The organism is Paraburkholderia sp. RL17-373-BIF-A (assembly GCF_046030175.1).
Taxonomy (GTDB): domain Bacteria; phylum Pseudomonadota; class Gammaproteobacteria; order Burkholderiales; family Burkholderiaceae; genus Paraburkholderia.
The window spans coordinates 76146-101393 of record NZ_JARESO010000012.1; the positions used below are offsets into that span (position 1 = coordinate 76146).

Below are 25248 nucleotides of genomic sequence, written 5' to 3' on the forward strand. Positions count from 1 at the left end.
CAAACGTTTTCCATGCGGGTTTATTGCAATGCCGCTGAAAGCCGCTTGCAGCCTTGATCGGCGGGCGCACTGCAGGTATTGAAAAGACGGCGTATGCTCTTTTTCTCTTGTGACAAACCCTGGAGAAATCATGCAAAAGCGCAGGATTGGGCGTTCGGAATTACAGGTCGCGCCGCTTATGTTCGGCGGCAATGTTTTCGGCTGGACCGCCGATGAAGCCACCTCGTTTTCGATTCTGGATGCGTTTGTCGATGCCGGTCTCGACTTTATCGATACCGCCGATGTCTATTCCGCGTGGGTGCCCGGCAACCAGGGCGGCGAATCGGAAACCATCATCGGCAAGTGGTTCCGTCGGAGCGGCAAGCGCGACAAGATCGTGCTCGCCACCAAGGTTTCGAAGCATCCGCTGCGCAAGGGACTGTCGGCGCCCAACATTCAGGCAGCGGTCGAGGATTCGCTGCGGCGCTTGCAAACCGATTACATCGACGTCTACTTTTCTCACGACGACGACACCGAAACGCCGCTCGCCGAAACACTCGGCGCGTATCAGAAGCTGATCGAGGCGGGCAAGGTACGCGTGATCGGTGCATCGAACTACAGCGGCGCGCGGGTCGAGGAGGCGCTTGCCGTGTCGCGCCAGCATGGCCTGCCCGAATATCAGTTGCTGCAACCGGAGTACAACCTGTATGACCGCGCGGAATATGAGCGCGACATCGAACCAGTGGCGCTCGCCAATCAGCTCGGCGTGGTGGTGTACTACAGCCTGGCGAGCGGCTTTCTGTCCGGCAAGTACCGCTCGCAGGCCGATCTGGCCAATAAGGCACGCGGCAGCCGGGTCGAAAAATATCTGAATGAACGCGGTTTGCGGATTCTCGACGCGCTAGACCGGGTTGCCGACGCGCATGGCAGCACGCCGGCCACCGTCGCGCTGGCATGGCTGATCGCGCGGCCCAGTGTTACGGCCCCTATTGCCAGTGCGACGTCGGTCGAACAGCTCAAGAGCCTCGCGGCGGCGGTTCATCTGATGCTGACGGGCGCCGATGTCCGCGAACTCGACGAAGCGAGCGCCTGAGCGCGCGAAAGGTGACCTGGCGCAATCCCTAAACCCCTGGTAGGATGGAGAGTTTCCTGATATCATCGGGAGTGAATTGAGATCTTTGCCTGTTTCGTCAATGTTTTTCGTTGATGAAAGGTTGGCGAAACGGCAGCAGACGCGGCTTTTGCATTATGTCTGTCCGCGTTCCGCGGTGAACTCCCCACCTCTCTTTTCCGGCCTCCGTGGCCGCATTGCCTCTCGTTTCATTCGTGGTTTGGCCGGGTTCTGCCCGCGTTTGCCTGTTACTGGCCATGAACTGAGACGACCGGAGGGCCGGCGCGTGAGCGGTATGCCGCCACGCAATTTACCCCTATCAAGTGATTGAGTTAGGAATTAAATGACGACGATTCTTCTGAAAGAAAACGAGCCGTTCGAAGTGGCGATTCGCCGCTTTCGTCGCGCAATCGAAAAGAATGGCCTGATCGCTGAACTGCGTGAACGCCAATCGTACGAAAAGCCGACCACGGCACGTAAGCGCAAGAAGGCTGCTGCTGTGAAGCGCCTGCACAAGCGCCTGCGCAGCCAGATGCTGCCGAAAAAGCTGCACTAAGCACGCTTTTTCCGCACGGCCGAACGGCGGTGTGAGCTTCGAAAGAAGCCACATCGCCGTTTTGCTTTTTGGGCGTCAGGTGGATCGCTCAGGTCAATGCGGGCTGCGCGACTTGGGGTTTGCTGCGCGGAGGATTGACGGTGGGCGCTGCGACGCCGTAGAGCGGCACCGCAGCTGTCTCCGGCTTACGCCGCGCTCTTCAGCCGATCAGCGGACAGGCCGAACTGGCGGGCGATCGAGCCCAAACGCTCGAGCCATTCCCAAGTGCCGAATACGTCGTGCACGTTTTGCAGGCAACTGAGCAGATCGACGGTCGCCGGGTCGTACACGTTGATGCGGGAACGCAGCAGCGCCTTCTTCAGCGCCGACACGCCGACGTCCATATATGCGGGCATCTCAGCGGGCGTTTTGCCGATGAAGCGCACCGGAATACCTTCCATCGCGGTCATGTAGTCGCGCGGCTTGATGAAGCTGCCGACCGGGCAGCCGCCGCAATAGCCGCGATAAGCCCCGCCGCCGCGCGGTAGCAGCGCGGCGTGCTTCTGGCCCAGCAAGTGCCCCACGGCCTGATCGAAAATCTCCTGATGCGTCACAAAGTTAAGAGTTTTCATGGTTGGTCTCCCACGCGTTACGCAGCGGTTATTCGTTGTTTGAGCGCACGACTAGCAGTATCGGGCGTGCTCCATTCGGCGAAGCCCGGACTAGCAAGGCGAAAAGCCGTCAATTCCCGAATTTGGCTTGTTTTTCGCAATGCTCCCCATGCCGCAGGGCCCGTCGACTGCCGCAGCCGCAACTCATAACCGTATAACGACCGAGATGCCCCATAAGCGCAGCCGGGCTTTACCGAATGGGTGCATGGCGAGGAATCCGGCGTCGTGTTCTCGTCCTCCAGGCCTTGCGTAGCGAGGTAATGACCGGACACCCGCTGCGGCGCTCGGGACTTTCCCTGAGCCGCCGTCCTTTGTTAGAACAGCGGCACTAAGCGCTGGTGAACCCGGGTCGCCTCAGCCCGCTTTGCGATTACGTCCTTTCTTGCCAAGCGCCGCGCATCGCGCGCGGCACATGCAACTCGCCTCGTGGTCGTTCACCATGCCAACCGCCTGCATGAACGCATAACAGATCGTCGAGCCGACGAACTTGCAGCCATAGCGCTTTAGCCCCTTGCTCAGTGCATCCGAAATGTCGGTCGATGCAGGTGCCTGCTTGTACGACGCCCAGTCGTTCTGGATCGGAGTCTGATCGACGAACGACCAGACGAAGTTGGCCAGTGATCCGTGCTCGGCCTGAATCTGCTGAACGGCGCGGGCGTTGGTAATGGCCGCTTCGATCTTGCCGCGATGGCGTACGATACTTTCGTCCTTCACCAGCGCCTCGACGTGCTTCGGCGTAAAGCGCGCAACCTTGGCGATGTCGAAGTCCGCTAAAGCGCGGCGATAGCCGGCCCGTTTGTTGAGAATCGTCGACCACGACAAGCCGGCCTGAGCGCCTTCCAGCACGAGCATCTCGAACAGATGCTGGTCGTCGCGCGAGGGTACGCCCCATTCGGTGTCGTGATACTGTGCGAGCGCTTCGCTCGATACCCAGTTGCATCGCTGTGTCACTGTCGCGCTCCTGCGTTGTGATGTCGCCCGCCAGCATAGCCGAAGCCGTGCGCACTGCAAGCTGGCCATTCGGCTAATTGCCGGATTGAAACCGACCTGCCACGCTATGCGTTATTCATCCACGGAACTCACTCGATTCCATGAACAAAGACTTCTTTCTGATCGGCATTGACGGCGGCGGCAGCGGCACGCGGGTCGTGCTCGGCGACGCGCAAGGCCGCGAACTGGCGCAGGCGGCAAGCGGGCCGTCGGGTTTGGGACTTGGCGTCGAACGTGCATGGCAGGCCATCGCGGCCGGCTGCGGCGAAGCATTTGCAAGTGCGGGCATGACGCTGGACTGGTCGCGCTGCGTGCTCGGCTGCGGATTGGCGGGCGTCAACAATCGCGACTGGTTGGCCGCGTTTCGCGCGCAAGCGCCCGCGCTAGCGGGACTCGCCGTGGAAAGTGACGCCTACACCACTTTGCTGGGCGCGCACGGCGGCGCACATGGTGTGATTGTCGCGCTCGGCACCGGCAGCGTCGCGGCCGTGCTGGATGGCGAGGGCGAATGCCGCCAGGTGAGTGGCTACGGCTTTCCATCGGGCGACGAAGCGAGCGGCGCGTGGCTCGGATTGCGGGCCATCGTGCACGCACAGCAGGCGCTCGACGGTCGTGGCACTCACGACGATCTGGCCCAGGCGCTTGTCGCCCACACCGGCGCGCACGGCCGCGACAGTCTCGTCGTCTGGCTCTGCGAAGCCAATCAGACGGCTTATGCGAGGCTCGCGCCGATCGTCATCGCCCACCGCACGCATCCGTTCGCGGCGCGCTTGCTCGGCGAGGCAGGCGTCGAAGTGGGCAAGATGATCGCCGCACTGGACCCGTCGACGAGCCTGCCGGTCGCGTTGTGCGGCGGCCTTGGCGCACCGTTGCGCGAGTACGTGCCGCAGATCTATCAGGCGCGCTTACGCGAACCGCTGGCAGACTCCGCGCACGGCGGATTGCAATTGGCGCAGCGTGAAGCGGCTCGCGTCGGCGGCTGAAAACGGCGAGTCGCGGCGTGTGCGAATCGTGTGATTACGGCTGAAAAATCGCCGGTATGACCGGCGCGTTCCGGCGAACGCGGCCGGCAACGGTAAAATACGCAGCTTCGACGCTGCCCGCCTGTTCAAACTATGTACAAAGTCATCGCCACGGATCTCGACGGCACGCTGCTCAACGCGGATCACCAGGTGGACCCGTTCACGGTCGCCACCGTGCGCAAACTTGAAAGGGACGGGCTGCGGTTCGTGATTGCAACGGGTCGCCATTATTGCGATGTCGCCGGTATTCGCGACGTGCTGGGCATCAGTCCGTATCTGATTACGTCGAATGGCGCGCGCATCCACGCGCCGGACAACACGGTGATCCACGCGGACGACCTGCCTCCGGCCATTGTGCAAAAACTGGTGCAGCCGGAAATCGCTGGCGCGCATGGTCGCGTGATCGTCAACCTGTTCGCCGATCAGGCGTGGCTGATCGACCGCGACGCGCCGGATCTGCTGAAGTTTCACCAGGACTCGGGCTTCACCTACGAAGTGACCGATTTGCCGAAACACGACGGCGTCGACATCGCGAAGGCCCTCTATATTGGCGAGCCCGCTGATCTCGCGCAGGTCTCGACGAATCTCGCACGCGAATTCGGCGACGCACTGTACGTGACCTATTCGCTGCCGGACTGTCTGGAAGTGATGACGGCAAACGTATCGAAGGGCCGCGCGTTGCAGATCGTGCTCGAGCGCCTCGGCGTCGATGCCTCGCAATGCGTCGCTTTCGGCGACAACATGAACGACATCGATCTGCTGGAGACGGCCGGCCATCCGTTCATGATGAACAACGCCAATCCCGACCTCATGACGCGCCTGCCAAACGTGCCGCGCATTGGCAACAACTTTGAAGCGGGCGTCGCACACCATTTGCGCAAGCTCTTCTCGCTCGACGACGAACTGATGTCCTGAGTGGAAATGGAAACGGCCCGCGTCGATTTTCATGGACGCGGGCCGTTTCTTTGAGCGGCACGTCTGGTGGCTCAGGCTGCTGTCGATGGCGTTGCGCCGCCGAGGTCTATCAAGGCCGACAAGCCGCCTCATTTGCCGCCGTCAGTCGCACCAGGAAAATTACCCGTGCCATCCGCCACGGCGGTCGCCATGGTCGCCCCGGTTATCGTGGCCCCAGCCGCGGTCATTGTGGTTCCAGTTGCGATCATATCGATGGTCGCCGCGATAATAGTCACCGCGATCGTAGCGGTGGTCCCAGCCGCCGTTGCGGTAGTAGACCGGCTGCGGCGCCACGTAGACCGGGGCCGGACGCGTATAAACCGGTGCGCCGAGCGACAGGCCGATGTTCAGATCCGTATGCGCTTGCGCGACACCGCATGCGCCCGCCGCGAGTCCTGCAGCAACCAGCAAGTGAGTGACGATGCGTTTCATGTTTGTTCTCCTGTGAGGCGACGTATGTTTGTCGCACAGGATCAATCTACGCATTCCCGTCGATGGGTACTGCGACCAGATGTTACGGACTGCAAGCATCGTCGCAGGCTTTGAAAGCTGTGAGCGGGCGTACGTGAGTACGTCGCGCGCCGCACGCCGTTCGGTCAAAGCACTGGTGCATAAGGATTCGCGGCCCTTTGCGCCGCGGCGAAGCGCGCCCGGCGCCACGCTTTACCCAAATCTGACGGCCGCCTGCGTAATTGCGGCTTACATCTGTATTACCCGTTTAATTTGCCGCACTCGAGGAAGTCGTCGATCCGGCAGCCGCCGACGCGCCCGGCAGCGCCGCGCAAGGGCAGTCGGTCGCGCGTCCATCCAGCCCTTGGCGATCATGTTTGAAGCTGGCGTGCGCGGTGCCGCTTTGCCAGTCGAGGCGAACAACATAGATACTGTCGAAGTCGTCGCTCTTCCAGTTCGGAACATCGGCGGCATTGCCGCCATGCGCGCTCAGCATCTGGCGCAATAGCTTCACGATCAGCTTGTGTTCCCACGCCACGACAATTAGCTTGTTGCGATTGGCCGGATTGACGAGCGCGGTGCCGAGCTGGTCGATCTGAGCGAAACCATAGGGCGTTTGCACCGGCATCTGGAACTGGATGGCGGTCGGCTCGATCGTCGCAAGCGGCCGGATGTAATAGTAGGGCTTGCCGCCGTCGTCTTTTTGCTGGCCGGGATCGGGTGCGTAGATCGCATCCGGTTTGCCGAACTTGGCCGCGATCACCGCCGGCAAGGCCAGCGCGCGGTTGAGTCCCTGACAGTTGAGTTGTCCGTAGCCCTGGGCAGGCTTCTCACCGTGTCGCACGAACACGAGCGTTTCCGTCTGGCCGTCGGCCGCATGCGCGGTGGGTAGCGCCAGCACACCCGCGCACAAGCCGCCGATGGAGAGTGCGACGCCATGCAGAAATCCGCGGAAACGCTTCATGTGTGGCACCTGTGCGAGCTTGGGAAGTCGCACGATTCTAGCAGCGGGCACGAATAAGCCATCGGCGCGATATCGAGGTGCTTACGCTTCCGCCTCAAAACAAAGCGGGCGCCGTAGCGCCCGCTTTGTTTGCCCAAATGACCGCGCGCGCGGATCAGTCGAGCGCCAGCTTCTGCGAACTGCCGCTGCGGCTTTCAGCGATGACCGGGTACAACACGCCCGCGATCACTGCGCCGAGGATCGGCGCAACCCAGAACAGCCACAACTGATCCATCGCCGCACCGCCGACGAAGAGCGCCGGCCCGGTGGAACGCGCCGGGTTCACCGACGTGTTGGTCACCGGGATCGAGATCAGGTGAATCAGCGTGAGGCACAGGCCAATGGCGATCGGTGCGAAGCCGGCGGGCGCGCGCTTGTCGGTCGCGCCGAGAATGACGAAGAGGAAGAAGCCGGTCATCACCACTTCGCAAATGAATGCCGCGGCGAGCGAGTAGTGGCCGGGCGAGCGCTCGCCATAGCCGTTGCTGGCGAAGCCGCTGGCGACGAGATCGAACCCGGGTTTGCCCGATGCGATGAGCGACAGCACCAGCGCACCCAGCACCGCGCCGATCACTTGCGCGACGATGTACGGCAGCAAATCGCGCGCCGGAAAGCGGCCGGCGACGGTCAGGCCGACGCTCACCGCCGGATTCAGATGGCAGCCGGAAATGTGGCCGATCGCAAAAGCCATGGTCAGCACGGTCAGGCCGAACGCGAGCGACACGCCCACGAAGCCGATGCCCAGACCATGAACCGGGCCGGCGAAGTTAGCGGCGAGGACAGCGCTGCCGCAGCCCCCGAGCACGAGCCAGAAGGTGCCGAACAACTCGGCAGCGAGGCGCTTTGACAACTGCATGGTTGGTAATCCTAAAAAGATGGAGGCTTCCGCTAGCACGCGCGGCTATGTCCGTCTGCATGCCTTGAACGCGCAATTTTAGGGAAAGGTGGCCAAATCAGGTGTCAAGAATTGTCAATGTGGTGTCGCCTTTACCTTTTTATTGCGAGATAAAGATACCGTTTTACAATTCACCGGTCTTAATAATTATCAGAGGATATCTTGCTAAATCGGTATTCTTGTCCATTGCGAATTTTTATAATTGCAGTTAGTCTGCGAGCCAATGAGTTCTAGAAAAGGGGAGAACCGGAATGTCTCAATATGCAGACCTCAAGGCGCAGATCGCCAAATTGCAGGCACAAGCAGAAGAAGCGCGCCGTACTGAAATCGACAATGTGGTCGCCGACATCCGCCAAAAGATCGCTGAATACGGTCTGACGGCTCAGGACCTCGGTTTTGCCGTCGCCGCCAAGCGCGGCCGCCCGCCCAAGAAGGCGCCGCTGCCGGCGAAATACCAGGATCCGAAGTCGGGCAATACGTGGAGCGGGCGCGGCAAACCGCCCAAATGGATCGTCGGTAAGAATCGCGAGCGCTTTCTGATTGGCGCTGCTTGAGCCGATCGCCGGTCGAGACGAAAGCCAACTGAAGGTTTATTGGTACTCGGTCTTTATTCGCTGAGCGCTAATCGGCGATGGAAGCGCATCCATACCCGTATTAAAAAAAGCCGCCCTCGAGGGGCGGCTTTTCTGGACAAAGAAGCGGGATAACCTGAAATTACCGCTCGCGCAAACGATTCACACGACGAATTGACTCACTATTGACCTACAAATCGGAAACGTCGTACGCGGCGGATTTCGTTACTCAAGCAGCTGAGCGAAAGTGCCCAGCCGCTTAGCTCGGCGTTTAGCCCACTGCGACTTGACGCAACACCGGGCGGCGCGTGGCTTCGATCAGTGCCGAATAGCCATCCACGTAATTCTGAGCCATCGTCTTCGAGCTGAAGCGGCGTTCGAACTGGGCCCGGATTTCGGTGCGCGACAGTTCGTCCAGGCGTTGCAGCGCCGCGACCGCGCCCTGCACGTCCTCAACGATGTAACCCGTCACGCCGTGGTCGATCACTTCCGGCACCGAACCGCGGTTGAACGCGATCACCGGCGTACCGCACGCCATCGACTCGATCATCACGAGGCCGAACGGCTCCGACCAGTCGATCGGGAACAGCAGCGCCTTGGCGCCGGAAAGAAACTCGGGCTTCTGCGCTTCATTGATCTCGCCGACGAACTCCACATGCGCCTGCGACAGCAGCGGCTCGATTTCGCGCTTGAAGTATTCCTGGTCGACCTTGTCCACCTTGGCGGCGATCTTCAGCGGCAAACCGCTTTGTGCAGCGATCTTGATAGCTGTATCGACGCGCTTCTCGGGACAAATACGGCCGAGGAACGCCAGGTATTCCGGCTTCTTGTGCGTTTGCGGCGTGAGCAGCTGCTCCGGCAAACCGTGGTAAACCGTGTTGAGCCAGTTCGCTTGCGGTAGCGGCGCGCGCTGCGAATCGGAAATCGAGACCACCGGCACGTTGGAGAAAGCATCGAACACCGGTTGCAGTTCCGGCAAGTCGAGGCGGCCGTGCAGCGTCGTCACGAACGGCGTGTCCATCGTGGTGAAGAGCGGGAACGGCATGTAGTCGAGGTGAAAGTGCAGCACGTCGAACTCATGCGCCACTTTGCGCACCTTTTCCATCATCAGGACGTGCGGAGCCAGCGCGTCGCGGATCGTCGGATCGAGACGCAGCGCACGAGGCCAGCAGGCGTCGAGGTTGGCCGAAGTGACCGAGTCGCCGCTCGCAAACAGCGTGACGTCATGGCCGAGGTCGACCAGTGCCTCGGTCAGATACGACACGACGCGTTCGGTGCCACCATAAAGTTTCGGCGGGACAGCTTCATACAACGGCGCAATTTGTGCGATTCGCATGCGTTTTCTCCTAATCAGAACGGCATCGCACAGCGGCGCTCGAGTAGAGCGAGGAGCGAATGCCTGACGGACGGTTGGGCGCGGTAAGCCGCCGCCCGGGGGTGCTCCGAACCTGCATCGGGTAATCCCTTAGCTTCATTATCGGGATCGGCCGCGCTAATTCGAGTTATTTTTCAAACGCTTAATGTTGTTACAGCGCGAAACATGGCCCGTTACAGGTCGTCGGAACGGCCATCCCGATAATCGGGAGAAATCGCCGGTCGTATATTCGGACGCTGCAAAGCCATCAGCAAGTCGCGGGCCCGGGCGGTGGAGATCGGCCCCTACACGCGGCGTGTTGCAGAGAAGTGAAAACGTCTTATAATTCTTCCTCACCGCTGCACGGTGCGGACCGTGAGTCAATCAGACTCACCATTTAGTTCACATCATTGCCAGCAACCTCATCGATGCGCACGGAAAGTTTCTAAATTGCGCCTATGGGGTTCCATCAAGCCCGCTCCGACCCGCCTTTGTAGGAAAAATTCCTACACGAATGACGGATTAATCCGTCAATAAGGCTGGGTGTCTGTCCGATTTTCGTCCGCTCCCCCTTTCGCCACAATGCTCGCAAGACCAGAAACGAGCCGATTCGTGCGGTTTCAGTGCGCGCGTTCGAGCAAACGTTTCCGTAACGGCCTGACCAGCCAGATACACCCCGGGGGAATCATGAGCGCGACAAGCGATATGCTCAATGAGATCAGAGAAGTTAACCTGTCTTATCTCCTGCTCGCCCAGCGACTGCTGCGCGAAGACAAGCCGATGGGCATGTTTCGCATGGGGATTTCGGACCAGTTAGCCGATGTGCTCGCCAATCTGTCGTTGGCGCAGACCGTCAAGCTGGCGGCGTCCAATCAGGTGTTGTGCCGTTTCCGTTTCGACGACCATGCCGTGCTGTCCGCTCTGGCGGACAAAGGCAAATCCAGCGCCGTGGCCCAGGCGCATTCCGCGATCCTGATGGCAAGCCAGCCAGTCGAGCAACTCGGCTGATGGCACGTTGCATTCCAAACAAAGCGATCAGGACGGGGAAAACGCAAACGGATGGCCTATAAAAGTGTTGTGCTCGAAGTCAGGGAAATTACCCTGGCGATCGAACTGATCGAGCTTGGCGCGCGTTTGCAATTGCTGGAAGCGGAAACCAGCCTGTCGCGCGACCGGCTCATCAAGCTATATAAAGAACTGAAAGGGGTCTCGCCGCCCAAGGGGATGTTGCCCTTTTCGACCGACTGGTTCATGACCTGGCAGCCGAACTTTCACTCATCGCTGTTCTACAACATCTACCGGTTCATGGCCGGTCATGGCGGCTGCCTGACGATCCAGTCGATCGTGAAGAGCTACCGGCTGTACCTGGAACACGTCCAGTTGCACGACGACGAGCCCGTGCTCAGTCTCACGCGCGCCTGGACGCTGGTGCGCTTTTTCGACTCCGGGATGCTGCAAATGACCGCGTGCTGCCGTTGCGGCGGACATTTTGTCGCGCATGCGCACGATCCGCAGCACGCATTCGTCTGCGGCCTGTGCCAGCCGCCCTCGCGCGCCGGTAAGACAAAGAAATTTGCCGACGCCCGGGCCCGCGAGAGCCTCGCCGCCCTCGAAGCTTGACCCGGAAGGCGGCCGCCGGTGCGCGGTGCGCCTTCCATCTCCCATGCGGCGGGCCTTCCAGCCCGCCTGCGCGACGCCCGGTCCAGCCGGACCGGCCGCATCCGCCTCTGGTTTACACCGGAGCGACGAGCCGCTTTTCCGCCAAAGTTTTCCGCTTCGTTGCCGTAAACCAGATTAACGACGGTCACCGTCGCTTCTTTGTGAGGGCTCGGCAGTGCTGATTTTCGTGGGAACACTCGTGACGCTTTTGTCCGTTTTCGGCGGTTACGCGCTGGAAGGCGGCCATCTCGGCGCGCTGCTGCAGCCCGTTGAAGTGCTGATGATCGTCGGCGCCGGCGTCGGCGCATTCATTCTGGGTAACGGAATGAAGACGATCAAGGCCACGCTGCGCGTCATTCCAACCCTGTTCAAGGGCGCGAAGTACAACAAGGACGTTTATATGGAGCTGATGGCGCTCCTCTACGTCCTGCTGGCCAAGGCGCGCAAGGAAGGCACGCTGACGCTGGAAGCGGACATCGACGATCCGTCGAAGAGTCCGATCTTCACCCAGTACCCGAAGATTCTCGCCGACCATCACATCATCGAATTCCTGACCGACTACCTGCGTCTGATGGTGGGCGGCAACATGAACGCGTTCGAGATTGAAAGCCTGATGGACGAGGAGATCGAGACGCATCACCAGGAAGGCGAAGCGCCCGCTCACGCGCTGACCAAGGTCGGCGACGCAATGCCGGCGTTCGGGATCGTGGCCGCGGTGATGGGCGTGGTGCACACCATGGCCTCGGCCGACAAGCCGCCCGCCGTGCTCGGCGAGATGATCGCCCAGGCGCTGGTCGGCACCTTTCTCGGGATTCTGCTTTCGTACGGGCTGATCGGGCCGCTCGCGAGCGTCGCCGAACAGCGCGTGACCGAGTCGACCAAGATGTTCCAGTGCATCAAGGTGACGATTCTGGCCAGCCTGAACGGTTACGCGCCGGCGATTGCCGTCGAGTTCGGCCGCAAGGTGCTCTTCTCGACCGAACGCCCGTCGTTCGCCGAGCTGGAAGAGCACGTGCGCCGCGTCAAGGCCAAGTAAAGGGCGCCGGGAACCGAACCGATGAGCAAGGACAAAGACCGCGCCATTGTCGTCAAGCGCTCCGCGCCGGCCAAGAAAGGTCACCACGGCGGCGCCTGGAAGCTCGCGTATGCGGACTTCATGACCGCGATGATGGCGTTCTTCCTGCTGATGTGGCTGCTGAGCTCAGCCTCCACGGTGCAGTTGAAGGGCATTGCCGACTACTTCAACCAGCCGTTGAAGATCACGTTGTGGGGCGGCGACCGCAGCGCCGAGGACTCGAGCATCCTGAAGGGCGGCGGCCGTGATATCTCGACCGACGCGCAAGGCGTGACGCGCTCCACCGACGGTTCGAACAACCGCTCCGAGCGCAGCGTCTCGCACAACAACGAAGATTCGATGAAGCAGTTGCAGGGCGAGCTGGAGCGCCGCGAGCAGGTCCGCCTGCACGATCTGCAGGTCAAGCTGATGGCCGCGATCGAAGCGAATCCGGTGCTGCGCCAGTTCAAGCAGCAGATCCGCATCGACTCCACGCTGACCGGCTTGCGCATCGAAATCGTCGACTCGCAGAAGCGGCCCATGTTCGCGACTGCGAAAGACCAGGTCGAGCCATATATGCGCGACATTCTGCGCGAAATCGGCCACACGCTGAACGACGTGCCGAACCGCATCATCGTGCAAGGCCACACCGACGCCGCGCAGTACGCCGGCGGCGAGAAGGGTTACAGCAACTGGGAACTGTCCGCGGACCGCGCCAACGCGTCGCGCCGCGAGCTGATCGCCGGCGGCATGGACGAAGCGAAGGTCATGCGCGTGCTCGGCCTCGCGTCGACGCAAAACCTGAACAAGGCGGACCCGATGGATCCGGAGAACCGCCGCATCAGCATCATCGTGCTGAACAAGAAGTCGGAGGAGGCGCTGAACCATGACGACTCCACCACGACCACCTTGTCGGACGACGCAGCCGGCTCCAAGCCGTTGCTGCAAAAGCTTGCGCAGCCGGTAACGGTTGCACCGAAGTTGCCGGCGGCAGCGCCGGCGGCCCAGTGACAGACAGCGATCGCCTCGCCCGTTCATGCGCCCTGCCGGCGCGGACGGAAGGGCGATCCATAGCGTACGTGCAGCGAGGTTTTCATGATCAGGCACATCCTGGCAATCGACGATTCGGCATCGATGCGGCAGATTCTCGCCGCCACGCTGACGACGGCAGGCTACGAGGTGACGCTCGCGGCGGATGGCGACGAAGGGCTCGAAAACGCGCTCGCCATGTCGTTCGATCTCGTGCTGACCGACCAGTACATGCCAGGCAAGACCGGCCTTGATCTGATCGCCGCGCTGCGCAACAACCCGGCTTACCAGGCCACGCCCATCCTCGTCCTCACGACGGAATCGGGCGAGCCGTTCAAGGAAGCGGCGCGGGCTGCGGGCGCGACCGGCTGGATCGAAAAGCCGCTCGACCCGGACATGCTGACCGAACTGGTGGCGGCGCTAGCCGAGCCAGATCACGCGTAAGCACACCCATAGACCCAGTTATAGAAGCTCTCGACGCGGCGGCGCGGCAGCCCAAGCCAAGACAGGAACTCTCGCGGTGACCCAGGCATGACACTCGACATCACTCAGTTCTATCAGACGTTCTTTGACGAAGCGGACGAACTGCTCGCGCAGATGGAGCAGTTGCTGCTCAATCTGGATATCGCCCACCCGGACCCTGAAGACCTCGCGGCAATTTTCCGCGCGGCGCACTCGATCAAGGGCGGCGCGGCAACGTTCGGTTTTACCGCGCTGACGGAAACGACCCACATTCTCGAATCGCTGCTCGACCGCGCGCGCAATAACGAACTCGTGCTGCGCAAGGACATGATCGACACGTTCCTCGAAACCAAGGACGTGTTGTCCGGCCAGCTCGCCGATTACCGCGCGAGCGCCGAGCCGGACGCGGCCACCGCGAAGGCAATCTGCGCGAAGCTCGAACGCCTTAACGCGGAGAGCCGCGACGGCGCGGCGCCGGCTGCGGCGGCCGTTGTCGCGAGCGCGGCACCAGTTGCAGCACAGGCAGTACAAGGCGGGACCCCGCCGGAGCACGTCGTCGAACAGGCGGTGCAGGCGGCGGGCGAATGGATTGACGGCGAACCGACACAGACCGGGCAAGCCACGGGAGCCGGAGAAGAATCCGGCCCACATCTGAAAATTACGCTACGGGGCGTTGGTGAGAAGGACCAGGAACTGCTGGCCGAAGAGCTCGGCAACCTGGGCAACATCGTCGGGCAGGTCAAGAGCGGCGGCGATCTGACGCTGTGGCTCGCGACCGATGTGACCTCCGACGACATCATCGCCGTGTGCTGTTTCGTGATCGACGAAAGTCAGATCGTGATCGGCCGCGGCACCGCACCGGCGGACGACGCGCAGCAAGGCGAACCTGGAACGCCCGACGCTGCCGATTCGTCCCCGGCGCAAGCAGTACAGGCAACTCACGCGGGCCACGCAGCATCGTCGGCACCGGCGGCCGACACCGCTGCACCCGCATCAACCGCCGCGCACGGCCTGTTCGACGCACCGGCCGCGCCGGCGCATGCCGCGGCTCAACCCGCGGCGGCGCCGAGCGCACCGGCGCCGGCTCAGGCCAGCGCGGCGAGCGCAGCCGCGCCCGCCGAGCAGGACCGCAAGGCGGCACGTCCGGCTGCGGCAGCGGGCGGCGCGGAAGGCAGCTCGATTCGCGTCGGCGTCGAAAAGGTCGATCAGCTGATCAACCTGGTCGGCGAACTGGTGATCACGCAAGCCATGCTCGCGGAAACCACCAGCACGTTCGACCCGGCGCTGCACGACCGCCTTTTCAACGGCATGGCGCAGCTCGAGCGCAACGCGCGCGATCTGCAGGAAGCGGTGATGTCGATCCGCATGATGCCGATGGATTACGTGTTCAGCCGCTTCCCGCGTCTGGTGCGCGATCTGGCGGCGAAACTCGGCAAGGAAGTGGAACTCGTCACCTTCGGTCAGGCGACCGAACTCGACAAGAGCCTCATCGAACGGATCATCGATCCGTTGACTCACCTCGTGCGCAACAGTCTCGACCACGGCATCGAAACCGTGGAAGCGCGGCGCGCGGCGGGCAAGGATTCGACCGGCCAGCTGGTGCTGTCGGCGGCGCATCACGGCGGCAACATCGTCATTGAAGTGAGCGACGACGGCGCGGGCCTGCGCCGCGACAAGATTCTCGCGAAGGCGGCCAAGCAGGGCATGCAGGTCAGCGAAACCATGACCGACGAAGAAGTCTGGAACCTGATCTTCCTGCCGGGCTTCTCGACGGCGGAGCAGGTCACGGACGTGTCGGGCCGTGGCGTCGGCATGGACGTGGTGAAGCGGAACATCCAGTCGATGGGTGGTCACGTGGAAATCACTTCGCACGCCGGCAAGGGCAGCACCACGCGCATCGTGCTGCCGCTCACGCTGGCGATTCTCGACGGCATGTCCGTCAAGGTCGGCAACGAGATCTTCATTCTGCCGCTGAACTTCGTGATGGAGTCGCTGCAGCCGCGAGCCGAGGACATCTACACGGTGGCCAACGGCGAGCGCGTGGTGCGGGTGCGCGGTGAATATCTGCCGCTCGTGGCGTTGCACGAAGTGTTCAACGTCGAAGGGGCGAAGCAGGAACCGACGCAAGGCATCGTCACCATCATGCAAACGGAAGGGCGCCGCTTTGCGATGCTGATCGACGAACTGGTGGGCCAGCAACAGGTGGTCGTGAAGAACCTGGAAACGAACTACCGCAAGGTGCACGGCATTTCCGCCGCGACCATTCTCGGCGACGGCAGCGTCGCGCTGATCGTCGACGTGGCGGCGCTGAACCGCGAAACGCGCCACGCGCATGGCGCGATGAGTCTCGCATGATGTCCGTCACACTCGTCGTAACACTTACTCAACTCAATTCATCCCAACCGTTTGGGGGCTAACGTGGCAGAAGTCCAATCCATCAATTCGAGCGTCGCGAACGCGAGCGGTACGAATGGCCGCCGCGACGCGCAGCAGGCAGACGCCGGCGGTCAGGAGTTCCTCGTCTTCACGCTCGGCGCCGAAGAGTACGGCATCGACATTCTCAAGGTGCAGGAAATCCGCGGCTACGACAACGTGACGCGGATCGCCAATGCGCCTGAGTTCATCAAGGGCGTGATCAATCTGCGCGGCATCATCGTGCCGATCGTCGACATGCGCATCAAGTTCCATCTGGGCCGTGTCGAGTACGACCACCAGACGGTGGTGATCATCCTGAACGTCGCGCATCGCGTGGTCGGGATGGTGGTGGACGGCGTGTCGGACGTGCTGACGCTCGCCACCGACCAGATCATGCCGGCGCCGGAATTCGGCGCCACGCTGACGACCGAGTACCTCACGGGTCTGGGCACCGTCGACGGCCGCATGCTGATCCTGATGGACATCGAGAAGCTCATGACCAGCCGCGAAATGGCGCTGATCGAAACGCTCGGCGTCTGACGCGGCAGCCTTCACGAAACGATTGGGACAGGGAGCATCGAAATGCTGAGCAGGTGGTCGATTCGCACGTCGTTGACGATGGTGGGGATCATTCTGGTCGCGCTGACCGTGGCGGTCGGCGTGCTTGGGCTGACCGCGCTGAATCGCGCGAGCCAGTCGCTCGACCGCATTGCGCGCGGCGATCTGGCCGCCATCCATGCACTCGACGATGCTTCGTCGTACCTGCTGCGCTCGCGCGTGTCGCTGGATCGCTTCAACGCGTTGAGCGCGTCGGGCGACACGGAGCAGGCGAAGAAGGTGCTCGATCGTGCGCAGGAGCTGTACGGTAAGGGCAATCAAAGCTGGCAGGCGTATCTCGACGCGCCCAAGAACGGCGTGGAGCAGGCGCAGCTGGACGAACTGCTGGCGCGTCGCACGGCGCTGATGCGTGACGGCCTGGAGCCGGAGTTCGCCGCGCTGCGCGCGAACGATCTGGCCGCCTATCACGCGATCGCGGATACGAAGATCAGCCCGTGGTTCGTGTCTTACGACAACGCCGCGTCCGCTGTCGTCAAGAGCTTGCAACAGCACGCCGTGGATCAGCAGGCGAGCGCGCAATCGAACATCTCGCTGATGACGACGCTGATCATCGCCGTCACCGTGCTCGCGCTGCTGGTGGTGGTGGGCATCCGCTTCGCGCTGCGCGGCCTGATCGTGCAGCCGCTCGCCGACGCGACGGCGTGCTTCGAGCGCATCGCCTCGGGCGATCTGTCCGAATCGATCAACGTCTTCAGCCGCAATGAAATCGGGCGGCTGTTCGCCGGCATCAAGCGCATGCAGGACAGCATGTCGACGATGGTGAGGGCGGTTCACAGCAGCACGGAATCGATCGACACCGGTGCGCGCGAAATCGCAATGGGCAACACCGACCTGTCGCAGCGCACCGAACAACAGGCCGCCTCGTTGCAGGAAACCGCGTCGAGCATGGAGCAGTTGACCGGCACGGTACGGCAGAACGCCGAGAACGCGCGTCAGGCGAGCCAGCTGGCCGTCAATGCCTCCGACATCGCCACGCGCGGCGGCGACGTGGTGAGCCAGGTCGTCACGACCATGCAGGACATCGCGAGCAGTTCGAACAAGGTCGTCGACATCATCGGCGTAATCGAGGGCATTGCCTTCCAGACCAATATTCTCGCGCTGAACGCGGCGGTCGAAGCCGCGCGCGCCGGCGAACAGGGCCGCGGCTTCGCGGTGGTGGCGGGCGAAGTACGCAGCCTCGCGCAGCGCAGCGCGAGTGCCGCGAAGGAAATCAAGGAACTGATCGGCGACTCCGTCGACAAGGTGCAAAGCGGCTCGGCACTGGTCGGCCGCGCCGGTACGACGATGGACGAGATCGTGCAGGCCGTGCGCCGCGTGACCGACATCATGGGCGAAATCAGCGCGGCGTCCGAAGAGCAGTCGGGCGGCATCGAACAGGTGAATCGCGCGGTCGTGCAGATGGACGAAGTCACCCAGCAGAACGCCGCGCTGGTCGAACAGGCGGCGGCCGCGGCGGCCTCGCTCGAAGATCAGACGCGTCAGTTGCAGGCCGTGGTGAATGGCTGGAAAGTGGCCGGCGGCGCGGTGAATAAGAGCGCGGCGGCAACGCGCTCGCAATCGGCGGCGTCCCGTGTGACCGGCAGCAAGAGCAAGCCGGCGGGCAAAGCCGCACCGCATGCGTCCGCGAATGGCGGCGCAGCGCATCCGGCAGCTAGCACGGCGCATCCGGCGGCAAACACAGCATCGGCTTCGGGCAGTCACGATGCCGGCGCCGCACGCGTCGAACCGGCGCTGAAACCGAAGACGGCCCGTGCGGGATCCGAATCCGCAGCACGTCCGGTCGCGGCAAGCGCGGCATCGGCGGGCTCGGACGCGGACTGGGAAACATTCTAGGACGTGGCACAAAGACATGCGGTCATTCGGCATCTCGCTCCATGAGGAGCGAATCATCGAAGCACGCTTTATCAGCGTGTCGCGGGCCGACTGCGTGTTGGAGAAACTCGCGGGCGGGCGCGACCCCGCGAACACAATCCCTTCTTTTCGAGGCGATGCCTTGGCAGGAAAGCGGGATGGCTCGTATCGCAGGCAGGAACTTTCATGATGGCAACGCGCGCACAGCAACGTCCCGTTGGGGCAGAGCCGGTTAGATCCGGTGAGCAGGCACGGGACTTCGAATTCACGTCGGCGGACTTCGCTCGCATTCGCGAACTGATTCACCGCAGCGCGGGCATTTCGCTGTCGGATCACAAGCGCGACATGGCGTACAGCCGTCTGGCGCGCCGTCTGCGTGCCCGCGGGCTCGACACCTTCAAGCAGTATCTCGATCTGCTCGAAGCGGAAAACGATCCGGCCGAGTGGGAAGCCTTCACCAATGCGCTGACCACCAACCTGACGGCGTTTTTCCGCGAGGCGCATCACTTTCCGATCCTCGCCGAATTCGTGCCGCGCCGCTCGCAGCCGGTTTCGGTATGGTGCTCGGCGGCTTCGACCGGTGAAGAGCCGTACTCGATTGCGATGACGCTGATCGAAGCGCTCGGCGACAGCGGCGCGCGCCAGGCCTCGGTGCTCGCCACCGACATCGACACCCAGGTGCTGGCCAAGGCCGAAGCCGGCACGTACCAGTTCGATCAGGTGAAGCATCTCTCGCCTGAGCGGCTGAAACGCTTCTTCCTGAAGGGCACCGGCGCGCATGCCGGCATGGTCAAGGTGCGCCCGGAAGTGCGCGCGCTGGTGCGCTTCGAGCAACTGAACCTCACCGATCGCGATTACCAGTTGCGCTCGCAGTTCGACGCGATCTTCTGCCGCAACGTGATGATCTATTTCGACAAGCCGACGCAAGCGCAAGTGCTCGCGCGCTTCGAACCGCTGATGAAGTCGGGCGGCCTGCTGTTCGCCGGCCACTCGGAGAACTTCACGTACGTCACGCAGGCGTTCAAGCTGCGCGGCCAGACCGTCTACGAGTTAACGCGTGACGCAACCGGCGTGCGCACGCCGGCGCGCGCGACGGCAACGGCGGCGCATCACACGACGAACGGGGTGACCGTATGAGCAGCGCCCTGCCGATCGCCACCAATCTGTATTTTGACAACCACTTCCAGCGCCCCGGCGTGAAATTGTTGCCGAACGAGTTTTACACCACGCACGAAGACATGGTGCTGGTCACCGTGTTGGGCTCGTGCGTCGCGGCCTGCATCCAGGACCGCACGGCCGGTATCGGCGGCATGAATCACTTCATGTTGCCCGACGACGGCGCGGACGTCGCGCAGGCCGCATCGGATTCGATGCGCTACGGCGCCTACGCGATGGAAGTACTGATCAACGAGTTGATCAAGGCCGGCGGCCGGCGCGAGCGCTTCGAAGCCAAGGTGTTCGGCGGCGGCGCGGTGCTCGCCGGCATGACGACGATGAACATCGGCGACCGCAACTCGGAGTTCGTGCGCCGCTATCTGGCGCTGGAAAAAATCCGCATTGTCGCCGAGGACTTGCAGGGCTCGCATCCGCGCAAGGTGGCGTTCATGCCGCGCACGGGCCAGGTGATGGTGAAGAAGTTGCGCCTGCAGCAGGAAGCGGGCGTGGCCGAGCGCGAACAGGCGCTGATGCGGCAAAGCGCCGAAGCGCGCGCCGAGCGGCTCGCCGCCGCGCGCAAGCGAGTGGAACTGTTCTCGACGCCGGCCGCGTCGAGAGCCAAGGTCGAACTGTTTTCGACGCCCGCCGCCGCCCGCCCGAAGATCGAGCTGTTCGGCTCGTCTGCCGGCGGAGCAGCGGGAACAGCGGCTACCGCAGCGGGCTGTCCGGGCGCAGCGAAGCCGCGCATCGAACTGTTCGGCGCAGGCCCGCGCCCGCTTAATTCAAACAACGCCAGAACTACAGAGGAGGCGTGAGCGCTGTGCAAAAGATCAAAGTACTGTGCGTCGACGATTCGGCGCTGATCCGCAGCCTGATGACGGAAATCATCAATGGCCAGCCCGATATGACGGTGGTGGCGACCGCACCCGACCCGCTGGTCGCGCGCGAACTCATCAAGCAGCACAATCCGGACGTGCTGACGCTCGACGTCGAAATGCCGCGCATGGATGGCCTCGACTTCCTCGAGAAGCTGATGCGTCTGCGGCCGATGCCGGTCGTGATGGTCTCGTCGCTGACCGAGCGCGGCAACGAAATCACGCTGCGCGCGCTGGAACTCGGCGCGGTCGACTTCGTCACCAAGCCGAAGGTCGGCATTCGCGACGGCATGCTCGATTACTCGGAAAAGCTCGCCGACAAGATTCGCGCGGCCGCTCGCGCACGCGTGCGCCAGGCCGCGCCTGCGCAGCACGCGGCGGCGCAGGCCGCGCAGGCGCCGGTCGGCGCCGCGCCGCTCTTCAACAATCCGCTGCTCAGTACCGAGAAGCTGATCATCGTCGGCGCGTCGACGGGCGGCACGGAAGCGATCCGCGAAGTGCTGGTGCCGCTGCCGCCGGACGCACCCGCGGTGCTGATCGCGCAGCATATGCCGCCGGGCTTCACAAAATCTTTTGCACAACGCCTCAATGGTTTGTGCCGGATTACCGTTAAAGAGGCAGAGCACGGCGAACGCGTGCTGCCCGGACATGCGTATATCGCGCCCGGCCACGCTCATCTGTTGCTTGCCCGTAGTGGCGCGAACTATATTGCTCACCTGTCGGACGAGCCGCCGGTGAACCGGCATCGTCCGTCGGTGGACGTGCTGTTCCGTTCGGCCGCGCAGCATGCGGGCAAGAACGCGGTCGGTGTGATTCTGACCGGGATGGGGCGGGACGGCGCCGCCGGACTGCTGGACATGAAAAAAGCAGGGGCGTACACCCTTGCGCAGGACGAAGCGAGCTGTATCGTGTTCGGCATGCCGCGTGAAGCGATTGCGCTCGGCGCGGCGGACGAGATCGCAGCGTTGCCGGAAATGAGCCGGCGCGTGATGGCGCGTCTCTCGGCAATGGGCGACCGCGTTCAACGGGTATGATGCGCGCCGGTAGGATTTGAGGCGTTAGTTTGAGGCGGACAGGCGCCGCACCATGGATCAAGCAAAGGGAATGAAATGGATAAGGGAATGAAGATTCTGGTTGTTGACGACTTTCCGACGATGCGCCGGATCGTTCGCAACCTTCTCAAAGAGCTCGGCTACTCGAACGTCGACGAGGCGGAAGACGGTCAGGCCGGTCTCGCGCGTTTGCGCGGGGGTACGTATGACTTCGTGATCTCCGACTGGAACATGCCGAACCTCGACGGTCTGGCCATGCTGAAGGAAATTCGCGCCGACGCCAACCTCACGCACCTGCCGGTGCTGATGGTGACGGCTGAATCGAAGAAGGAAAACATCATCGCGGCGGCGCAGGCCGGCGCGAGCGGTTATGTCGTCAAGCCGTTCACGGCCGCGACGCTCGACGAGAAGCTCAACAAGATTCTCGAGAAGATGGCCAAGACCGGGAGCTGATGTGAATCTGCCGACCAACGCGCAAGGCGCCGACGCGGTCAACGAGAGCGGCGACTTCGCGTCCGACCGCATCCTCGCCCGCATTGGACAACTGACGCGCACGCTGCGCGACTCGATGCGCGAGCTCGGGCTCGACAAGCATGTCGAGCGTGCGGCCGAAGCCGTGCCCGATGCCCGCGACCGTCTGAAATACATCGCGAATATGACGGAGCAGGCCGCCGAGCGCGTCCTGTCCGCGATCGACGTCGCCAAGCCGATCCAGGAGCAGCTGCGCAAAGACGCGGGCGAACTCGACGCGCGTTGGGAGCAGTGGTATGCGGCGCCGATCGAGCGCGAGGAAGTGCGCGCGCTGATGAACGACACGCGGACCTTCCTGCGCGGTGTGCCCGACGCGACCAGCGCGACCAACTCGCAGCTGATGGAGATCATGCTGGCGCAGGACTTCCAGGATCTGACCGGCCAGGTCATCAAAAAGATCACGGATGTCGTGTACCTGATCGAGCAGCAGTTGCTCGGCGTGCTGGTCGAGAACATCGCGCTCGAACGGCGCGAGCAGTTCGCGGCGAACGCGGCGGCGCTGGCGGCCGAAGTCTCGCCGACCGGCAGCCCCGAACATCTGCTGAACGGTCCGCAGATCAATCCGGAAGGCAAAACGGATGTGGTGCAGGACCAGTCGCAAGTCGACGATCTGCTGGCAAGCCTCGGCTTCTGACCTGCCGGGGTCATAGCACGTCGCGGCGGCCCGCCAAGGGCGCGCCAGATCGAACCAGTACGCATAGCAAGCCGCGCGCCCGCGCCGGCTTGCTGTCTACCGACACAAACCACAGGCATACTACGAGCTCAAGCAGCGGCACGGCGCTCCGGTGACGACACACACCGGTCGGTAGCACGATGGGGAAAAACCCTCCGCAGTGCAACCGCAGCGGTGCCGTATGATCTGCATACATGCAGCCGGTTTGCACGACGTGCGAATCGAGCAGCAGCTCGGGAGGAGCCTCGTCATGTGGAGTCGTGTACGCCGCGCCGGGATCGTTACGGCGCTTGCCTTACCATGTTCGCTCATCGCCGTGCAGTCCGCTCATGCGGGACTGGGCGGCGCCCCCATGACGCCGCCCACGGGCTCGTCAGTCTCAACTCGTACCATTCAGCCCGGCAGCAGCGCCGCCAATGCGGCGCAGGGCGTGATGCGTTCAGCATCGAACGCCGCGTCTTCCACTTCCACTTCCGCGTCCTACACCGTGCGTGAGACGGCGCTCGGCAACGGCACCGTGGTCCGCGAATATCTCGCCGCGAACGGCTCCGTCTTCGGCATTGCATGGCGCGGCCCGCAAATGCCGGATCTGAACGATCTGCTCGGCAGCTATTTCCCGCAGTACGTGGCCGGCGTGAAGGCGGTGCGCGCGGCGCGCGGCGGCGGCCGCGGCCCTGTCTCGGTCGACCAGAGTGGCCTCGTGGTGCGCTCCGGGGGCCATATGGGCTCGTTCAACGGTCAGGCGTGGCTGCCTCCGGCGCTGCCCGCCGGCGTCAGCGGTTCAGACATCCAGTAATAGCGAGGACGAGACATGCGAACCAAGCATATTGCTGTGAAGCTCAAGGGCTGGATGCAGGCCGTCGCGGCCTTGGCGTTGGTGTCGGCGCTCGTCGCATGCGGCGGCGGTGGCGATTCCAATAACAATTCGTCGAACGCGCTGAACGGCGGCTCGCTGCCGCCGAGCCCGACCCAGCAGCCAATCGCCGCGAACGCGGCGAACACCGTGCCCATCACGGTCGGCCGGGGCGTGACCGGCATCGTCAATATCCCGACGGTCAGCGTGACGGTTTGCGCGCCCGGCTCGACCTCGAATTGTCAGACTATTAACAATATCCAGGTCGATACGGGTTCGTACGGACTGCGCGTGGTCAGTTCGGCTTTCAACGGCTCGCTGCTCAGTGCGTTGCCGGTCAGCACCGTCGGCGGCGCGCAGCTTGCCGAGTGCGCGACGTTCGCGGATGGCTTCACGTGGGGCACGGTGCGCACCGCGACCATCGCGATCGGCGGCGAGAGAACGACGGCGGCGATTCCGATGCAGATCATCGGCGACAAGGACTCGAGCACGGTGCCCACGAGCAGTTGCGGCAACGGCTCGGACGAAAACACCGCCAGCGATCTCGGCGCGAACGGCATTCTCGGCATTGGCACGTCGCCGACCGATTGCGGTGTGACCTGCGTGGATGCCGGGACGGCGGCCAACTTCAGCAATTACTTCGCCTGTCCGAACGGCGCGTCTTGCGCCCGCACGGCGGTGCCGCTCGCGCAGCAGGTGGCCAATCCGGTCCCGTTCTTCCCGGTCGACAAGAACGGCGTGATCGTGCAGATGCCGCCGGTGTCGAATACCGGCGCGCCGTCGGCAACCGGCACACTGGTGTTCGGTGTCGGCACGCAGTCGAACAATGCGCTCACCGGGGTCCAGCTCTTTACCACCGACGCTTTCGGCGACCTGGACAACAGCGTGTTCAACGGTACGACGGTGCAGGCCTTCCTCGATTCGGGCTCGAACGCCTACTTCTTCGGCGATAGCTCCCTCGCGCAGTGCGGCAGCAATTTCGCGGGCTTTTACTGCCCGTCGTCGGCGCAAACGCGGACGCTGACGCTGGTCGGGCTGAACAACACGCAGGCGAGCGCCAGCATCGGCATCCTGAGTGCGTCGACGCTGTTCGGCAACGGCAGCAACTACGCGTTCAACGACCTGGCAGGGCAGATCGGCGGCAACAGCAGCTTCGATCTGGGCTTGCCGTTCTTCTACGGCCGCCACGTGTACTACGGCATCGATCAAACCGCGAACGGCGGTCAGGCGCCTTTCGTGGCGTTCTGATCGAAGCGCCGCACTGAAGGCTGAGGCGGGACCGACGCTCGCGCGAGACCCGCGCGAGCGTCCGGTCCGGCCGCGAGCGGTGGCTTTGCGCGGATCGATCACTGATCGGCCGCGAAAACCTGCCCGCGCCGGCGCGCTTACACTGAGCACGCCGCGCCATCCCGGCACGCTCGCGTCGACCACACTGTCTCGTCGCGGCGCGGCCAGCAAGCCCGACCGGCCGGCTTCCCGGCTGTT

At 63.1% G+C, this 25248-nt stretch carries 26 protein-coding genes; 20 read left to right on the forward strand and 6 right to left on the reverse strand.

What is annotated here, in order from left to right; all coding sequences use genetic code 11:
• The first annotated feature begins 130 nt into the window (after nt 1–130).
• The gene (locus P0D80_RS17020; RefSeq protein ID WP_408176398.1) at nt 131–1072 is read left to right on the forward strand and encodes an aldo/keto reductase; all 942 of its coding nucleotides are present in this window, start codon (nt 131–133) and stop codon (nt 1070–1072) included.
• 361 nt (nt 1073–1433) lie between these two features.
• Complete coding sequence (gene rpsU / locus P0D80_RS17025; RefSeq protein ID WP_006050883.1) at nt 1434–1646, forward strand: 30S ribosomal protein S21; 213 nt, start codon at nt 1434–1436, stop codon at nt 1644–1646.
• Between the two features lie 185 nt (nt 1647–1831).
• On the opposite strand, the gene P0D80_RS17030 is transcribed toward rpsU, so the two are convergent.
• Both P0D80_RS17030 and P0D80_RS17035 read right to left on the reverse strand, forming a co-directional pair.
• Nucleotides 1832–2257, reverse strand: a complete 426-nt coding sequence (locus P0D80_RS17030; protein ID WP_408176400.1) for a hypothetical protein — start codon at nt 2255–2257, stop codon at nt 1832–1834.
• Nucleotides 2258–2650: 393 nt separating this feature from the next.
• A complete protein-coding gene (locus P0D80_RS17035) occupies nt 2651–3247 on the reverse strand; it encodes a DNA-3-methyladenine glycosylase I (RefSeq protein WP_408176401.1) in 597 nt (198 codons plus the stop codon).
• A gap of 140 nt (nt 3248–3387) precedes the next feature.
• On the opposite strand from P0D80_RS17035, the gene P0D80_RS17040 reads away from it, so the two are divergent.
• Nucleotides 3388–4269, forward strand: a complete 882-nt coding sequence (locus P0D80_RS17040; RefSeq protein ID WP_408285571.1) for a glucosamine kinase nucleotide-binding domain-containing protein — start codon at nt 3388–3390, stop codon at nt 4267–4269.
• 132 nt (nt 4270–4401) lie between these two features.
• Nucleotides 4402–5223 (forward strand): Cof-type HAD-IIB family hydrolase, encoded by an 822-nt coding sequence (locus P0D80_RS17045; RefSeq protein WP_408285574.1) that lies wholly within the window; start codon nt 4402–4404, stop codon nt 5221–5223.
• A gap of 159 nt (nt 5224–5382) precedes the next feature.
• Here the strand turns inward: P0D80_RS17045 and P0D80_RS17050 are convergent, their stop codons facing one another.
• From P0D80_RS17050 to aqpZ, 3 genes are all read right to left on the reverse strand, one after another.
• Nucleotides 5383–5694: a PXPV repeat protein gene (locus P0D80_RS17050; protein WP_132376575.1), complete on the reverse strand. Its 312-nt coding sequence runs from the start codon at nt 5692–5694 to the stop codon at nt 5383–5385.
• Nucleotides 5695–5980: 286 nt separating this feature from the next.
• Nucleotides 5981–6676, reverse strand: a complete 696-nt coding sequence (locus P0D80_RS17055) for a histidine phosphatase family protein (protein WP_408285578.1) — start codon at nt 6674–6676, stop codon at nt 5981–5983.
• Nucleotides 6677–6830: 154 nt separating this feature from the next.
• Nucleotides 6831–7571: an aquaporin Z gene (gene aqpZ / locus P0D80_RS17060; protein WP_408285581.1), complete on the reverse strand. Its 741-nt coding sequence runs from the start codon at nt 7569–7571 to the stop codon at nt 6831–6833.
• A gap of 290 nt (nt 7572–7861) precedes the next feature.
• On the opposite strand from aqpZ, the gene P0D80_RS17065 reads away from it, so the two are divergent.
• Nucleotides 7862–8164, forward strand: a complete 303-nt coding sequence (locus P0D80_RS17065) for an H-NS histone family protein (RefSeq protein WP_007179981.1) — start codon at nt 7862–7864, stop codon at nt 8162–8164.
• 289 nt (nt 8165–8453) lie between these two features.
• On the opposite strand, the gene P0D80_RS17070 is transcribed toward P0D80_RS17065, so the two are convergent.
• Entirely contained in the window at nt 8454–9518 is a 1065-nt protein-coding gene (locus tag P0D80_RS17070) for a glycosyltransferase family 4 protein (protein WP_132376578.1), read from the reverse strand.
• 705 nt (nt 9519–10223) lie between these two features.
• Here P0D80_RS17070 and flhD point away from each other — a divergent pair.
• The 15 genes from flhD to P0D80_RS17145 all read left to right on the forward strand — a co-directional run bounded on the left by flhD (nt 10224) and on the right by P0D80_RS17145 (nt 25011).
• Nucleotides 10224–10544, forward strand: coding sequence for a flagellar transcriptional regulator FlhD (gene flhD / locus P0D80_RS17075; protein ID WP_013589958.1), 321 nt, complete (start codon nt 10224–10226; stop codon nt 10542–10544).
• A gap of 51 nt (nt 10545–10595) precedes the next feature.
• The gene (gene flhC / locus P0D80_RS17080; RefSeq protein WP_011490228.1) at nt 10596–11156 is read left to right on the forward strand and encodes a flagellar transcriptional regulator FlhC; all 561 of its coding nucleotides are present in this window, start codon (nt 10596–10598) and stop codon (nt 11154–11156) included.
• Nucleotides 11157–11370: 214 nt separating this feature from the next.
• Nucleotides 11371–12231 carry a flagellar motor stator protein MotA gene (motA, locus tag P0D80_RS17085; protein ID WP_013340867.1) on the forward strand — a complete coding sequence of 287 codons (861 nt, stop codon included), beginning with the start codon at nt 11371–11373 and terminating at the stop codon, nt 12229–12231.
• 21 nt (nt 12232–12252) lie between these two features.
• Complete coding sequence (gene motB, locus P0D80_RS17090; protein WP_132376580.1) at nt 12253–13260, forward strand: flagellar motor protein MotB; 1008 nt, start codon at nt 12253–12255, stop codon at nt 13258–13260.
• A gap of 84 nt (nt 13261–13344) precedes the next feature.
• Nucleotides 13345–13722: a response regulator gene (locus P0D80_RS17095; protein ID WP_132376581.1), complete on the forward strand. Its 378-nt coding sequence runs from the start codon at nt 13345–13347 to the stop codon at nt 13720–13722.
• 87 nt (nt 13723–13809) lie between these two features.
• On the forward strand, nt 13810–16095 hold the full coding sequence (gene cheA / locus P0D80_RS17100) for a chemotaxis protein CheA (RefSeq protein WP_408285584.1): 2286 nt from the start codon (nt 13810–13812) through the stop codon (nt 16093–16095).
• A gap of 63 nt (nt 16096–16158) precedes the next feature.
• Complete coding sequence (locus tag P0D80_RS17105; RefSeq protein ID WP_074762485.1) at nt 16159–16695, forward strand: chemotaxis protein CheW; 537 nt, start codon at nt 16159–16161, stop codon at nt 16693–16695.
• A gap of 42 nt (nt 16696–16737) precedes the next feature.
• A complete protein-coding gene (locus P0D80_RS17110; protein WP_408285587.1) occupies nt 16738–18606 on the forward strand; it encodes a methyl-accepting chemotaxis protein in 1869 nt (622 codons plus the stop codon).
• Between the two features lie 204 nt (nt 18607–18810).
• Complete coding sequence (locus P0D80_RS17115) at nt 18811–19761, forward strand: CheR family methyltransferase (RefSeq protein WP_408176410.1); 951 nt, start codon at nt 18811–18813, stop codon at nt 19759–19761.
• A complete protein-coding gene (gene cheD / locus P0D80_RS17120) occupies nt 19758–20594 on the forward strand; it encodes a chemoreceptor glutamine deamidase CheD (RefSeq protein ID WP_408285591.1) in 837 nt (278 codons plus the stop codon). The genes P0D80_RS17115 and cheD overlap by 4 nt, the downstream gene beginning before the upstream one ends.
• Nucleotides 20595–20599: 5 nt before the next feature.
• Entirely contained in the window at nt 20600–21688 is a 1089-nt protein-coding gene (locus P0D80_RS17125; protein WP_165923885.1) for a protein-glutamate methylesterase/protein-glutamine glutaminase, read from the forward strand.
• A gap of 75 nt (nt 21689–21763) precedes the next feature.
• Entirely contained in the window at nt 21764–22159 is a 396-nt protein-coding gene (gene cheY / locus P0D80_RS17130) for a chemotaxis response regulator CheY (RefSeq protein WP_095417937.1), read from the forward strand.
• 1 nt (nt 22160) lies between these two features.
• The gene (gene cheZ, locus P0D80_RS17135; RefSeq protein ID WP_408176414.1) at nt 22161–22871 is read left to right on the forward strand and encodes a protein phosphatase CheZ; all 711 of its coding nucleotides are present in this window, start codon (nt 22161–22163) and stop codon (nt 22869–22871) included.
• Between the two features lie 289 nt (nt 22872–23160).
• Nucleotides 23161–23706 carry a DUF2844 domain-containing protein gene (locus tag P0D80_RS17140; protein ID WP_408176416.1) on the forward strand — a complete coding sequence of 182 codons (546 nt, stop codon included), beginning with the start codon at nt 23161–23163 and terminating at the stop codon, nt 23704–23706.
• Between the two features lie 15 nt (nt 23707–23721).
• Nucleotides 23722–25011, forward strand: a complete 1290-nt coding sequence (locus tag P0D80_RS17145; RefSeq protein WP_408285594.1) for a DUF3443 domain-containing protein — start codon at nt 23722–23724, stop codon at nt 25009–25011.
• Nucleotides 25012–25248 lie beyond the last annotated feature (237 nt).

What these genes read in the sequence shown, in the direction of transcription:
- P0D80_RS17020 (WP_408176398.1), top strand. Translation starts at nt 131, where the DNA reads ATGCAAAAGCGCAGGATTGGGCGTTCGGAATTACAGGTCGCGCCGCTT.
- rpsU (WP_006050883.1), top strand. Translation starts at nt 1,434, where the DNA reads ATGACGACGATTCTTCTGAAAGAAAACGAGCCGTTCGAAGTGGCGATT.
- P0D80_RS17030 (WP_408176400.1), bottom strand. Translation starts at nt 2,257, where the DNA reads ATGAAAACTCTTAACTTTGTGACGCATCAGGAGATTTTCGATCAGGCC.
- P0D80_RS17040 (WP_408285571.1), top strand. Translation starts at nt 3,388, where the DNA reads ATGAACAAAGACTTCTTTCTGATCGGCATTGACGGCGGCGGCAGCGGC.
- P0D80_RS17045 (WP_408285574.1), top strand. Translation starts at nt 4,402, where the DNA reads ATGTACAAAGTCATCGCCACGGATCTCGACGGCACGCTGCTCAACGCG.
- P0D80_RS17050 (WP_132376575.1), bottom strand. Translation starts at nt 5,694, where the DNA reads ATGAAACGCATCGTCACTCACTTGCTGGTTGCTGCAGGACTCGCGGCG.
- P0D80_RS17055 (WP_408285578.1), bottom strand. Translation starts at nt 6,676, where the DNA reads ATGAAGCGTTTCCGCGGATTTCTGCATGGCGTCGCACTCTCCATCGGC.
- aqpZ (WP_408285581.1), bottom strand. Translation starts at nt 7,571, where the DNA reads ATGCAGTTGTCAAAGCGCCTCGCTGCCGAGTTGTTCGGCACCTTCTGG.
- P0D80_RS17065 (WP_007179981.1), top strand. Translation starts at nt 7,862, where the DNA reads ATGTCTCAATATGCAGACCTCAAGGCGCAGATCGCCAAATTGCAGGCA.
- P0D80_RS17070 (WP_132376578.1), bottom strand. Translation starts at nt 9,518, where the DNA reads ATGCGAATCGCACAAATTGCGCCGTTGTATGAAGCTGTCCCGCCGAAA.
- flhD (WP_013589958.1), top strand. Translation starts at nt 10,224, where the DNA reads ATGAGCGCGACAAGCGATATGCTCAATGAGATCAGAGAAGTTAACCTG.
- flhC (WP_011490228.1), top strand. Translation starts at nt 10,596, where the DNA reads ATGGCCTATAAAAGTGTTGTGCTCGAAGTCAGGGAAATTACCCTGGCG.
- motB (WP_132376580.1), top strand. Translation starts at nt 12,253, where the DNA reads ATGAGCAAGGACAAAGACCGCGCCATTGTCGTCAAGCGCTCCGCGCCG.
- P0D80_RS17095 (WP_132376581.1), top strand. Translation starts at nt 13,345, where the DNA reads ATGATCAGGCACATCCTGGCAATCGACGATTCGGCATCGATGCGGCAG.
- cheA (WP_408285584.1), top strand. Translation starts at nt 13,810, where the DNA reads ATGACACTCGACATCACTCAGTTCTATCAGACGTTCTTTGACGAAGCG.
- P0D80_RS17110 (WP_408285587.1), top strand. Translation starts at nt 16,738, where the DNA reads ATGCTGAGCAGGTGGTCGATTCGCACGTCGTTGACGATGGTGGGGATC.
- P0D80_RS17115 (WP_408176410.1), top strand. Translation starts at nt 18,811, where the DNA reads ATGATGGCAACGCGCGCACAGCAACGTCCCGTTGGGGCAGAGCCGGTT.
- cheD (WP_408285591.1), top strand. Translation starts at nt 19,758, where the DNA reads ATGAGCAGCGCCCTGCCGATCGCCACCAATCTGTATTTTGACAACCAC.
- cheY (WP_095417937.1), top strand. Translation starts at nt 21,764, where the DNA reads ATGGATAAGGGAATGAAGATTCTGGTTGTTGACGACTTTCCGACGATG.
- P0D80_RS17140 (WP_408176416.1), top strand. Translation starts at nt 23,161, where the DNA reads ATGTGGAGTCGTGTACGCCGCGCCGGGATCGTTACGGCGCTTGCCTTA.
- P0D80_RS17145 (WP_408285594.1), top strand. Translation starts at nt 23,722, where the DNA reads ATGCGAACCAAGCATATTGCTGTGAAGCTCAAGGGCTGGATGCAGGCC.